The sequence below is a fragment of the Psychrobacter sp. DM4 genome (assembly GCF_051307035.1).
In the GTDB taxonomy this organism is placed as follows: domain Bacteria; phylum Pseudomonadota; class Gammaproteobacteria; order Pseudomonadales; family Moraxellaceae; genus Psychrobacter.
Map to the genome: position 1 here is coordinate 2512202 of NZ_CP195536.1, position 12575 is coordinate 2524776.

At 44.1% G+C, this 12575-nt stretch carries 10 protein-coding genes; 8 read left to right on the top strand and 2 right to left on the bottom strand.

Features of this window, described 5'->3' with window-relative positions; all coding sequences use genetic code 11:
* Positions 1-34: 34 nt before the first annotated feature.
* The gene (gene fadB, locus ACR64G_RS10720; protein ID WP_435979278.1) at positions 35-2194 is read right to left on the bottom strand and encodes a fatty acid oxidation complex subunit alpha FadB; all 2160 of its coding nucleotides are present in this window, start codon (positions 2192-2194) and stop codon (positions 35-37) included.
* Between the two features lie 610 nt (positions 2195-2804).
* Between fadB and ACR64G_RS10725 the strand changes: the two genes are divergently transcribed.
* The 4 genes from ACR64G_RS10725 to ACR64G_RS10740 all read left to right on the top strand — a co-directional run bounded on the left by ACR64G_RS10725 (position 2805) and on the right by ACR64G_RS10740 (position 6560).
* Positions 2805-3839 carry a polyprenyl synthetase family protein gene (locus ACR64G_RS10725; RefSeq protein WP_435979279.1) on the top strand — a complete coding sequence of 345 codons (1035 nt, stop codon included), beginning with the start codon at positions 2805-2807 and terminating at the stop codon, positions 3837-3839.
* Between the two features lie 62 nt (positions 3840-3901).
* The gene (locus tag ACR64G_RS10730; protein WP_435979280.1) at positions 3902-4720 is read left to right on the top strand and encodes a DUF72 domain-containing protein; all 819 of its coding nucleotides are present in this window, start codon (positions 3902-3904) and stop codon (positions 4718-4720) included.
* A gap of 188 nt (positions 4721-4908) precedes the next feature.
* Positions 4909-6060, top strand: a complete 1152-nt coding sequence (locus ACR64G_RS10735; protein WP_435979281.1) for a metal-dependent hydrolase — start codon at positions 4909-4911, stop codon at positions 6058-6060.
* Between the two features lie 92 nt (positions 6061-6152).
* The gene (locus tag ACR64G_RS10740; RefSeq protein ID WP_435979282.1) at positions 6153-6560 is read left to right on the top strand and encodes a GFA family protein; all 408 of its coding nucleotides are present in this window, start codon (positions 6153-6155) and stop codon (positions 6558-6560) included.
* A gap of 174 nt (positions 6561-6734) precedes the next feature.
* On the opposite strand, the gene ACR64G_RS10745 is transcribed toward ACR64G_RS10740, so the two are convergent.
* Positions 6735-7370, bottom strand: coding sequence for a superoxide dismutase (locus tag ACR64G_RS10745; RefSeq protein WP_435979283.1), 636 nt, complete (start codon positions 7368-7370; stop codon positions 6735-6737).
* A gap of 327 nt (positions 7371-7697) precedes the next feature.
* On the opposite strand from ACR64G_RS10745, the gene rdgB reads away from it, so the two are divergent.
* From rdgB to clpX, 4 genes are all read left to right on the top strand, one after another.
* On the top strand, positions 7698-8375 hold the full coding sequence (gene rdgB, locus ACR64G_RS10750) for an RdgB/HAM1 family non-canonical purine NTP pyrophosphatase (RefSeq protein WP_435979284.1): 678 nt from the start codon (positions 7698-7700) through the stop codon (positions 8373-8375).
* Positions 8376-8683: 308 nt separating this feature from the next.
* Complete coding sequence (gene tig / locus ACR64G_RS10755; protein WP_435979285.1) at positions 8684-10027, top strand: trigger factor; 1344 nt, start codon at positions 8684-8686, stop codon at positions 10025-10027.
* 260 nt (positions 10028-10287) lie between these two features.
* Positions 10288-10992 carry an ATP-dependent Clp endopeptidase proteolytic subunit ClpP gene (gene clpP / locus ACR64G_RS10760; RefSeq protein ID WP_435979286.1) on the top strand — a complete coding sequence of 235 codons (705 nt, stop codon included), beginning with the start codon at positions 10288-10290 and terminating at the stop codon, positions 10990-10992.
* A gap of 107 nt (positions 10993-11099) precedes the next feature.
* Positions 11100-12374 carry an ATP-dependent protease ATP-binding subunit ClpX gene (clpX, locus tag ACR64G_RS10765; protein ID WP_435979287.1) on the top strand — a complete coding sequence of 425 codons (1275 nt, stop codon included), beginning with the start codon at positions 11100-11102 and terminating at the stop codon, positions 12372-12374.
* The last annotated feature ends 201 nt before the right edge of the window (positions 12375-12575 follow it).

Consider the following 12575-nt stretch of genomic DNA (forward strand, 5'->3'; position numbering starts at 1 on the left):
TACGCTATATAAAAATACAGGCTGTACTCTGTGGTTACGCAGTGGCGTAAAACGTCTCACCAGCAGCGGCCATATCGCGAATCTTTTGCGGCGCTTCATACGCTTTGCCAAGGTGCGCATATTTTTCACATAGTGCCAAGTAGTTATCGAGACCCATCTGATCAATATAACGACAAGGACCCCCACGGAACGGCGGGAAACCAACGCCCATAATCATCGCCATATCAGCCTCTGATGGTGTGCTTACGATATTGTCTTCTAAACAGCGGACTGTCTCGTTACAGAAGGCAAGCATAGTACGGTCGATGATCGCTTGATCATCAAACGTTTGCTTTTCGCTATCGCTAGTCGCTTTTAGTAGCTCATAAGTGGCGTCATCAGCTGTCTTTTTCGGCTTGCCGCGCTTGTCCATCTCATACTTATAGAAGCCAACGCCGTTTTTCTGACCCAGACGCTTGTTCTCGTATAGATGCTCAATAGCGCCTTTATAATCAGGCTTCATGCGATCAGGAAAACCTTCTGCCATAACCTCTGCGCCATGTACACCAGTATCTAAACCGACAACGTCGATGAGGTACGCCGGACCCATAGGCCAGCCGAATTTTTCCATGACTTTATCGACATGGACAAAGTCAGCGCCTTGCTTTAGTAACAAGTCAAACGCACCAAAGTATGGGAATAGCACACGGTTGACTAAAAAGCCTGGGCAATCATTAACGACAACAGGTACTTTACCCATTTTTGAGGCTAATGCTACGGTAGTGGCGATTGCTTCTTCTGACGATTTTTCGCCGCGAATGACTTCAACCAGTGGCATACGATGTACTGGGTTAAAGAAATGCATACCAACGAAGTTCTCAGGGCGTGCAAGCTCTTCGGCTAAGTAAGTGATTGAGATGGTCGATGTGTTTGAGGCGATGATGGCATCGTCTTTGACTAAGCCTTCAACTTCTTTTAGTACCGAACGCTTAATTTTTGGATTTTCAACGACAGCTTCAATAACGATATCAGTATCGCTAAAATCGCCATAATTTAGCGTTGGACGAATACGGCTTAAAGTCTCGCCCATTTTAGCTGGGGTCATTTTGCCGCGTTCGACCATTTTGCCAAGCAGTTTGCTGGCCTCACCCATGCCTAAATCTAATTGCTCAGATTTGATATCTTTCATGATGATGGGCAAGCCTTTGCTCGCTGCTTGATAAGCAATACCGCCGCCCATGATACCTGCGCCCAATACAGCTGCTTCATTGATATCGTGTGCTTGCTTGCTGTGCTTTTTGGCTAATTTTTTGACCAATTGATCACTTAAGAATAGACCGACTAAGCTCTCAGCTTGTGGCGTCTTGGCCGCTTTTGCGAAGTAAGTCGCTTCGACTTCAATCGCTTGATCACGTGGCAAGTTCACATGCTTTTCTATCGCTTCGATAGCGAGTGCTGGCGCAGGATACTGCTTAGGATTGGCTTTAGCAAAGATCATCGCTTTTGCGCTATTGAACGCCATCGCTTGCTCAAGCTGATTGAGCTTGATTGGATTGAGCTTCTCTTCACGCTTGGCTTGCCAATCGATCTCGCCTGAGATGCACTTTTTGACCAAATCAACAGCGGCGTCTTGTAGATCGTCTGCGCTGACGACTGCGTCAACGAGGCCTAGCTTTAGAGCGGCGATTGGTTTTTTGGGACTACCCGTTGCGATAAGCTCTAACGCGTTATCAATACCGATGACGCGCGTACTACGCACAGTACCACCAAAGCCTGGGAAGATGCCTAGCTGAGTTTCTGGTAGACCGATAATGGCTTTTTCGCTCATGACACGGTATTCACATACCAAAGTCATCTCACAACCACCACCTAGTGCTGCACCATTGATAGCCGCGACTTTTGGGAATGGTAGATCTTCAAAGCGATTGAAAGCATCGTTGACTTTGATGCCCCAAGCTTTGATATCTTCCTCTGAATTTTTGAACGAAGCCACAAACTCTGTGATATCCGCTCCAGCGATAAACACGCCTTTGCCTGAGGTGACAATAAGGCCTTTGACGTCGTCTGACTTCTCTAATGCGGTAATAGCTTCGCCAAATTGGGTGTTGGTCTCGGTATCGAACTTGTTCACGCTCTCATTTTCAGCGTTGTATTGCATATTAGCGATGCCATCCTCTAGCATGCTTACCGTAATACGATTTCCTTGGTATACCATTTGAAACTCCTTGCTACGTTTAAAGTTTAAAAGCGGGATGATGAAAATTATTGAATAAATGCTACGGTGATAACGAGTAGTCACTTATTAATAATTGAAGTAATAATACGACCAATAATATCAAAGCCCACTTATAGTGATAAGTAGGATTTTTGGCGTATGACGTGATTGTATATTATTATTTAGTGCACACAATTCACATTAAATGTTTGTGTCTACTGACTTTGACTGGCTTGTACCGTCAATTAGTGTAGGGGATTGTGCCCCTAACTGTCACAAGCTAAAACCGCACTCGTAAGTCACTCTTAAAGCCAGATTGAGTGTTTACTTGACTACTAACGTCCTTTATTTGAATACCGACAAACTAGAAGTAATTATTGATAAACTCAAAAGGGCCAAATCTTACTACAAGTACTTTCTTATCAGAACATATTCAAAGAACAAATTAAATCACCAATACGTAACCAAATTTAGTCACATTCTTAGAATACAGAACATACAAACCCCTAAAACACAGCCTTGTCAAAACGCTCATACTTACCCTTATATCTATCATGTTACACTAGCGGCGGCAGTTTTATATCTATCTACTTAGTGATTGAATTTACCTATGTCTTTTATACCTCAGTTTGTTCCCTTAAATAACTTTGATACTTTTCATAATGCTTTACGCGTACAGTTAGCGCAGGATATTAGCACCCTATTTGCCTATGCTGATTTGCCAAGCCCACTTGAAGACGCTTGTCGCTATGTGATGACGGGACAAGGCAAGCTCGTTCGCCCTTTATTAGTCGCTAGTAGTTTTGCTTATATCTGTGAAGATAAGGTTGGAGTAGATACAAGGGCGGCAAATAGCAATTCTATAAGCACAGATTTGACCAACCCTCACTCAGTAGATGGCAACTTAGAGACCATCTTAGATTATGACTCGCGCTATGACATGTGTAGACGGGCGGCATTGGCGGTAGAGCTGTTGCACACCTATTCATTAGTACATGATGATTTGCCTTGTATGGATGACGATGAGCTGCGCCGAGGACAGCCGACCGCTCATATCGTCTTTGATGAAGCCACCGCACTACTGGCGGGCGATGTATTACAAACCTTGGCTTTTGAAGTGCTTACTGCCGAGATGCCGACTTTTGCACCCTTTGATACGACGCTTGCCAGTATGATGTCAGCGGTATTCGCGCCACGTGCGCGGCGGATGGTAGCCGGTCAAATGCTTGATCTCAATGCGGAGGCAAGCGCTACTATCTCGCAAATGGATTTAGAAGCCATCCACCGTGACAAAACAGGCGCACTGATAGAGGCCGCTATGCTGATGGGTGGCATCTGTGCGGGTGCGACCGCAGAGCAGCGCATGGCATTACAAGACTGCGCGCAGCATATCGGTCTCGCCTTTCAGGTGCAAGATGATATTTTGGATGTGACGACCAGCACGGATACGCTAGGCAAACCCGCTGGCAGCGATGAAAAACTAGACAAATCGACTTACGTCAAATTGATGGGTGTCGAAAGCGCAAAAAATCATGCGCAGTCGCTGTTTGACGATGGGCGCGTAGCCATTACTCGTGAGCTACCAGACGATAATAACAATGCACTACTGGCACTTATAGAATGGTTATGGGCTAGAAAAAAGTAGCCTTATAAGTAGCCACTTTATAAGTAGCAAACCGAAAGCTTAATCATTAAAGAGTGGTCAACATGGACAGTCATCTGACACCTACCATTTATATCGGCACTGGCGGCTACAGTGATACCGACTTACTTGGTACGCTATATCCTAAAGGCACTAAGAAAACGGACTTTTTGCGCGAATATGCCAAGCAGTACGGTGCGGTCGAGATAAACAGCACCTTTTATGCGCCTATCGGGCAAAAGGCCTTTGCCGGTATGGTCAATAAGGCTTATGTACAAACGGACAGCCAGCTCAAATTTGCCGTCAAGCTCCATCAAGACTTTACGCACGCGCGTAAGGGTACTAGCGATCATGCACAGGCTTTTTTGAATGCGCTTACGCCACTTATCGAAGCGGATTGTCTAGCACCGTTATTACTCCAGTTCCCGCACGGCTTTGATCGTACTCGCGCGCATCGGCTATATCTTGCCAATTTGGTGAGCTGGTTTGGTGATTATCCGCTCGCGGTCGAATTTCGCCATAGTGCGTGGCATACCCCGCAAGTCGTCGATAGCTTTGAAGAGCAAGGTCTGATTTGGTGTAGCGTCGATTATCCAAAAGTAAACGGTCTACCACCTTCGCGCTTAATATTTACTGAACGTACGGGGTATTTGCGCATGCATGGCAATAATTTGGATTGGTGGGGCGCAATGAGTGCGAGCGACCGTCATGATTATCGTTATAGCGAGTCGGAAATGCAGGACTGGGCACAGACCATTGCCAATCAGCGCGAGCATTTTGATACGCTCTACATCTTCTTTCAAAATACCGTCAATGCCCATGCGTATTATAATATTGCGATGCTCAGAGAGGCGTTAGGTAAGTTTGGGTTTGAAGTATTGTAGGGTCGCGTAGGGTGCGGTTAGTTTTATATAATTTTAATAGAAAATCCTATTTAAAGGATTTTCCTTGCAAGCCTAACGAAGCAGTGCCTCTTTTTTACGGCTTTCAGGTTACGCTGCGCTAACCGCACCCTACAAATACTACGTATTGAAATTTATCCTCAACCTTCCAAAAGAGCTCACCAAATTCAATGGATTCACTCAGTCAAATCGTCTTAGGCGCGAGCATACAAGGCGCTATTCTCGGTAAATATCAAGGTCGCAAAGCCTATCTATACGGCGCAATGCTAGGCACGCTGCCTGATTTGGACGTGCTTATCCGCTACGGTGATCCGATTAGCAATATGACCTACCATCGCGGCTTTAGTCACTCGCTAATCGTCTTGACTGCTGTCGGACTAATCGGCTCTTGGCTTATTTTACGCTACCATCAATGGCGCGATATGCCACTGCCCTACTCAGGTAAACGCTTGGCACTCTCCATGACTTTAGCATTGACCACGCATCCTATTTTGGATAGCTTTACGGTATATGGCACGCAACTGTTGTGGCCGTTACAAGAGTCTTTATCGCTCACGCCTTTTAGCATCGCTTCCGTCTTTATCATCGATCCGCTGTTTACCATTCCGCTACTGATTGCGATGATTATCGGATTTGTTAAGGGTCGTAAGCTAAGTGTTTTTAAGTCAGGACTCTTAGCGAATTGTCAGCGTTTCGCGGTTTGGATGCTCGTTGTTAGCAGTAGCTACTTGTTATTATCGCTAAGTCTAAAATATTACGCCCAAGACCAAGCCAAGCAAACTTTGGCGGCGGCTAATATCTACAACATCACTCGTATCAAAACTATGCCGATGCTACCGACGATTCTGATGTGGCGCACAGTGGCTGAAGACGATCAAAATAGCTTGATTGAGATACGCGGTAGCGTGCTCGATAGCCGTTTACCTGAATATCGTTACTTGACGCGGTATGAAGACCCACAAACAATTAAAGCTACAATACCGCAAATCAATCAACATCACGCTAAACGCTTAGAGTGGTTCTCAGGTGATTGGATAGGTTATCGAACGCAAACGCTCAATGATAACTCTACTCAAAGTACGCAACTCGTCGTCGATGATTTACGAATGATGGCAGGTGATACGGCGTTTTTTAGTTTTGTATTAGCGGATAAAGACAAGCAAGAGTCACAATGGCAAGCGATCATGCCGATAGACGCGCCAGTGATAAATATTGATAATAAACCTCAGCTTTCGCGCTTCGAATTGGTTAAGCAAGGGTTTGTAAGGGTGTTTGATGAATCAGTTATGGATGAGGATAGCGGTTGGATTTTGGTTAATTAAGATTGATAGTAGTCGCGTAGGGTGTGGTTAGCGCAGCGCAACCCACCATTTAATGGTTCAAAAAACTGCTGTATAGCAAGGAATAAGTCAATATGAGTATAGAATACAAAGGCTCTTGTCTATGCGGGGAAGTTCAGTTCTCTGTAACAGGTTTTGATGAACAAGTTGCAAACTGTCACTGTACAATGTGCCGTAAATTTCATGGTGCTGCCTTTGGAACTTTGGTTAGTGTACAAGGTTTAAGGTGGCTATCAGGCAAATCATTACTTAAAGAGTTTATCGCATCGAATGGCACGATTCGTACGTTTTGCATAGAGTGTGGTTCAAGCTTAGGGTTTCGCGTTAAAGATGCGCCACTTGAGCAAATAGAATTGGCTATCGCATTGTTCGATGATGACATTCCAGTGAATATTGACGCGCAGATTTATACCAACTATAAGGCTAATTGGTGTGAGCTACAATCAAGTCTAGATACATTTAGTGAGGGGCGTTTGAATTAAAGTACTTTAAATCACATTTACCAAAAATTTTTAGATGATAAATCAAGTAAAGTATTGGATCAAGGTAAGTTTATTTCGAAAAAGTTGGAGGAAAAAGCATTAGATAGTAGCTAATCCAACCCAAAAAAAAGGACACCTCACGGCGTCCTTTTTTATGAATCAAAATCTTAAGTCTTACGAGCGGCCTTCGTTGCCTGCTTCTTGACCTTTATATTTTGCGTTGGCGTAGTCCCAGTTCACAAGCTTGTCTAGGAACGTATCGACATAATCAGGACGACGGTTACGATAATCTATGTAGTACGCATGCTCCCATACATCACAAGTCAATACCGCAACTTTATTATGCGCTAAAGGGTTATCCGCGTCGCTAGTCTTCATGATAGAGAGCTTGCCACCGACTTTATCAGTCACTAGCCATGCCCAACCTGAACCAAACTGTGAGGTTGCAGCATTTTTGAACTCTTCACGGAACTTGTCATAGCTACCGAAATCTTCTTCGATTTTACCTTTTAAATCACCAGTAGGTTCACCGCCGCCATTGTCTGGCGTCATGCAATTCCAGTAGAACGTGTGGTTCCACACTTGCGCGGCTTGGTTGAACATAGTCTGCTTGCTATCATCTTTAGCAGTACCTTCGATGATCTCTGGTAAGGTCTTATCTTCGTAGCCAGAACCTGGTAGCAAATCTTTTAACTTGTTCACGTAAGCTGCATGATGCTTGTCATGATGATACTCTAGCGTCTCTGCGCTGATGTGCGGCTCTAGTGCGTCTTTTGCATAGGGTAGATCAGGTAGTGTAATGTTTGACATAATTATTTTATCCTTGCTGTTTTTAGCCCATGGCTGATTGACACCATAGAGAAGCTAAATTGGCTGAGTTTATTGTAATGAATTTTCGCTCAAAATTATAAATTTAAAAGACACTTAAAAAAGCCTCTAAATATAATGTAATCAAAACTAAAAGATTTAAGCATTGTGCATAAATCTTCAGTTATAAGCTAACATTCACAGTAGCTTATGGCTAGTATAACAACTGCTAACGCGAATATCCGTTACCGATTGTTATAGACTCAAGTTTGCTATATGAGTGACGCATAATTTACTAAACTTATAAATGAACAATAAAGAGATACTTTTATGACTGATATAAACTTGCCGCCTTACTCATGGGCTCAAGCTCACAGCAACGATGATCACATTGATAGCGATAATAACTGGGTTCTTGCCAGTAATAACAAAGGCAAACTGGCTGAACTTAAGCGCTTATTCACTGAGGCAAACTTAGATATCACTATCATACCGCAAGGCGAGCTGGGTATTGAAGATGCGATTGAAGACGGTTTGAGCTTCGTTGAGAACGCTATTATCAAAGCGCGTCATGCCAGTCGTATCAGTGGCCTGCCAGCCATCGCTGATGATTCAGGACTATGCGTGCCAGCACTCGGTAATGCACCAGGGATTTACTCAGCACGTTACGGCGGCGAGCATGGCAACGACGCCAATAACAATGCCAAGCTCATTACCAATCTAGAGCCTATACGCGCGCAAAACCCAGACTCCGCTATCAGGGCGCAGTTCGTTTGTGTGTTGGCTTTAGTACGTCACGCCGATGACCCGCTGCCGATTATCGCGCAAGGATTATGGCAGGGTGAGATTTTGGACGCGCCGCGTGGCGCTGGCGGTTTTGGTTATGATCCGCTGTTTTGGCTACCAGAGCTACAGGCGAGTGCGGCAGACTTGGACGCCGCTGTTAAAAATCAAATCAGTCATCGTGGTCAAGCTATTGATAAGCTATTAGCGCAATTACCGCTATAAAAGGTTCTATTTGATTCTAAAAACAGATAACTTTTACTTTAATTAGCAGATAGATTATACTGTTCTACTTTTAAATTTTGTTTAAAAACGCTATCTGTCTTAATAATTGAGCAAAAAGTTCTATAATTAAGCTATTTAGCAAGCAATACTTAATATTTGATGGTGCATCTAGTGTCATTGGCGATTGCTCATGATACTCATTTTGGTAACGCTATCCCCTATTTATTCCAACGGCGATCATGGTCATCACTACTTACTAGTGAGGCATGATGGTCTACTCTTATTTTAATCCTAAAGGTGTAATTAACATGGCTACAGATCTACAAGTCACAACCAACAAGCTATCTAATAAAGAGACGCAGCTGACGGTCAAAGTTCCTGTCGAAAAGATTCAAAACAAAGTCGAAGGCCGTATTCGCCAAGTGGCAAAAACTGCCAAGATCGACGGTTTCCGTAAAGGTAACGTCCCGATGTCACATATCCGCGCGCAATATGGTGCTGGCATTCAACAAGAAGTGATCAACGATGTGATCCGTGATACTGTGTTTGAAGCGATCAAGTCTGAAGACATCCGCGCGGTTGGCATGCCAAATATTGATGATGTCAAACTAGAAGACGATTTCTTGGTGTATCAAGCGACTGTTGAGATCTTCCCAGAAGTTGACGTACAAGGTATTGATGAGATTGAAGTTGAGCGTCATACCGCAAGCGTTAATGAAGAAGACGTCGATACAATGATTGAAAACTTGCAAAAGCAGCGCCAAGAGTTCGTTGAGAAAAAAGGCAAAGCGGCAAAAGACAATCAAGTGACCTTTGACTTTGAAGGCACGATGGATGGCGAAAAGTTCGAAGGCGGCTCATCTGAGGACTTTAAATTGGTCATCGGTAGTGGTCAGATGATTCCAGGTTTTGAAGATGGTATCAAAGGCATGAAAGCGGGCGAAGAGAAAACCATCGACGTAACTTTCCCAGAAGACTATCAAGCTGAAAACTTGGCAGGCAAAGAAGCTCAGTTCAAAATCAACGTAAAACTGGTCGAAAAATCAAAATTACCTGAGATTGATGACGAGTTCCTTGAGCTATTTGGCGTTAAGGAAGGCGGCGTTGACAAACTAAAAGACGACGTACGTAAAAACATGGAACGCGAAATCAAAAACGCTGCGCGTAGCCAAGTCAAGCAAGCAACGTTTGATGCCTTGCTAGAAAAAAATGAGTTTGACGTGCCAAGTGCGATGCTAGAGCAAGAGATCGATCGTCAGCGCAACATGATGATGCAGCGCTTCTCTCAGCAGTTCGGTGCGAACGCGGATAGCTTTGATAAAGACATGCTACCGAACGAATTGTTTGAAGAACAAGCATTGCGTGCCGCTCGTCTAGGCATCATCGTCGCTCGCGTTATCGACACTAAAAATATCGAAGTCGATCAAGACCGCGTTGAGAGCTTCATTAAAGAGGCATCTGAGAACTACGAAGATCCGTCTGAGGTCATCGAGTACTACACCAATGACAAGCAGCAACGCGCTAACATCGAGTCTGTCGTTCTAGAAGATCAAGTCGTTGACTATCTGATTGAGCAAGGCAAAGTCACTGACAAAGAAGTCAGCTACCAAGACCTACTAGCTGCTCAGCAACAGCAGCAGCAAGCGATGTAGTTAAGCAGTTTGCCATTAATTGGTGCTCTTACTTTTAGTCATTCAAAATGCCCTAACATGATCTGTTGGGGCATTTTTATTATCATTTTATTAAACTTCTTGTTGATCCTGCCCTTGATAACTGAGCATACGCGCCCTATTAATAGGGAATCATTTTATATTTTCACAGGATTACACCACTATTACGAATACAAAAAAGTTATTATACTTTCATTCATTTTAGTGCTTATCATTTAATAGACTTATAAATAGGATCTTTTATGACAGATTATGATCGCATTACTGCCAATCCTCACTTTGATATGTTGATGAGTGCTCACACCGAAGCACAACACATTCAAAGCAGCTCTCACTCAGTGCAGCAAGCAGCTCTCGTACCTATGGTCGTTGAGCAATCCGCACGCGGCGAACGCTCATTTGATATTTTCTCACGTCTACTTCGTGAGCGCGTTATCTTTTTGACGGGTCAAGTCGAAGACCATATGGCCAACCTAATCGTCGCGCAGTTGTTATTCTTAGAAGCCGAAAACCCTGATAAAGATATCCATCTGTATATCAACTCGCCAGGCGGCTCTGTCAGTGCGGGTCTTGCTATCTTTGATACCATGAATTTCATTAAACCCGAAGTCTCGACCATCTGTATGGGCGGCGCCTATAGCATGGGTTCGTTCTTGCTCGCAGCGGGTGAGCGCGGCAAACGTTATGCCCTAGCCAATGCTCGGGTGATGATCCATCAGCCCTCAGGTGGCGCGCAAGGTCAAGCGACCGATATCGAGATTAATGCTCGTGAGATCTTAAAAACTCGCGCGCGTTTAAACGAGATTTTGGCTGAGCGTACGGGTCAACCGGTAGAAAAAATCGAAAAAGATGTTGAGCGTGATTATTGGTTAGATGCCAAGGAAGCCAAAGAATACGGCTTAGTCGATGAAGTGCTAGAGCGTCGCCCTACTGATCTAAAAAAGTAGTTTCTACTTAGATAGCTTACTTAGACAGCTACTGTTAAGTAACTCGCCGAACGTCGTTTAACGATTATTTTTAAACCAGCACAGTAAGATTTTAGGAGCACCTGTATATGGCAGATGACAAGACCCCGCACTGCTCGTTTTGCGGAAAAGCCAAAAGTGACGTCAAACAGCTTATTGCTGCTGACGATGCCAATATCTGTAATGAATGTATTGAGCTATGTACAGATCTAATAGCCGATAGCGATGTCGAGACTGATGACGATAGTGAGATTGATACCTCGTGGGTCAACAAAAAACTACCAACGCCAAAAGAGCTACGCGCCAAGCTTGATGAGTATGTTATTGGACAAGACTCAGCAAAAAAAGCGTTAGCGGTCGCCGTTTATAATCACTATAAACGTCTTAAAGTCAGCCAAACTTTGGCTCGTGATAGCAAAAAGGCCAAGATTGGCGCTGATGATGCGATGGTTGAACTGGCAAAGAGTAATATCTTGCTCATCGGTCCAACAGGTTCTGGTAAGACGTTACTGGCGCAAACGTTAGCACGTCTGCTTGATGTACCGTTTGCGATGGCAGATGCCACGACGCTAACCGAAGCTGGTTACGTCGGTGAAGACGTTGAAAACATCGTACAAAAGCTACTCCAAGCCTCAGACTATGATGTCAGTAAAGCGGAACAAGGTATCATCTATATCGATGAGATTGATAAGATTAGCAAAAAAGGCGATAACCCGTCCATCACCCGTGATGTATCAGGCGAAGGCGTGCAGCAAGCGCTTCTAAAGCTCATCGAAGGTACGGTCGCTGCTATCCCGCCACATGGTGGTCGTAAGCATCCACAGCAAGAACTGATTCAAGTCGATACTAGCAATATCCTTATTATCGTTGGTGGCGCGTTTGCAGGTTTAGATAAAGTCATTCAGCAGCGCACTGAAAAAGGCGGTATTGGCTTCAATGCAGATGTCAGCTCAAAAGACGACAGTGCGCGTAGCTCAGATCTGCTTCAACAAGTCGAGCCAGAAGATTTGATTAAATTTGGTCTCATTCCAGAACTAATCGGTCGTTTGCCTGTACTTGCCGCGCTAAAAGAGCTGGATGAAGAAGCCCTTAAACAGATTTTGACAGAGCCTAAGAATGCTCTCGTTAAGCAGTACAAATATCTGTTCGATATGGAAGGTGCTGACATTAGCTTCACTGATGAGGCACTCGATGCTATCGCCAAAAAAGCGATGGAGCGTAAAACGGGCGCGCGCGGTCTACGTTCTATCGTTGAGAATGCTTTGCTTGAGACAATGTACGAGCTACCATCAATGAAAAACGCCAAAACAGTCATGGTAGATGAAGAAGTGATCAACGAAGGTAAAATACCTAAAATCGCTTAATTTATCGTCATACTCGTATATTTAATTATCAAGAAGCGTTTAGCATAAGCTAAGCGCTTTTTTATGACCTACTGTTTGTTTTTTACTCTATTGTCAGCGCTTATTATAAAATGACAGCGTTGTTTATGAATCCTTGTGAGTGCTGATCATAAATTATGCTAAGGTAGCGAGTCTATAATCGCAACTTTTGTTCTATAGTCA

Excerpts from the sequence above, each read along its gene's own strand:
- ACR64G_RS10740 (WP_435979282.1), top strand. The coding sequence starts at position 6,153 with ATGAGTATAGAATACAAAGGCTCTTGTCTATGCGGGGAAGTTCAGTTC.
- fadB (WP_435979278.1), bottom strand. The coding sequence starts at position 2,194 with ATGGTATACCAAGGAAATCGTATTACGGTAAGCATGCTAGAGGATGGC.
- clpP (WP_435979286.1), top strand. The coding sequence starts at position 10,288 with ATGACAGATTATGATCGCATTACTGCCAATCCTCACTTTGATATGTTG.
- ACR64G_RS10745 (WP_435979283.1), bottom strand. The coding sequence starts at position 7,370 with ATGTCAAACATTACACTACCTGATCTACCCTATGCAAAAGACGCACTA.
- rdgB (WP_435979284.1), top strand. The coding sequence starts at position 7,698 with ATGACTGATATAAACTTGCCGCCTTACTCATGGGCTCAAGCTCACAGC.
- ACR64G_RS10730 (WP_435979280.1), top strand. The coding sequence starts at position 3,902 with ATGGACAGTCATCTGACACCTACCATTTATATCGGCACTGGCGGCTAC.
- clpX (WP_435979287.1), top strand. The coding sequence starts at position 11,100 with ATGGCAGATGACAAGACCCCGCACTGCTCGTTTTGCGGAAAAGCCAAA.
- ACR64G_RS10725 (WP_435979279.1), top strand. The coding sequence starts at position 2,805 with ATGTCTTTTATACCTCAGTTTGTTCCCTTAAATAACTTTGATACTTTT.
- tig (WP_435979285.1), top strand. The coding sequence starts at position 8,684 with ATGGCTACAGATCTACAAGTCACAACCAACAAGCTATCTAATAAAGAG.
- ACR64G_RS10735 (WP_435979281.1), top strand. The coding sequence starts at position 4,909 with ATGGATTCACTCAGTCAAATCGTCTTAGGCGCGAGCATACAAGGCGCT.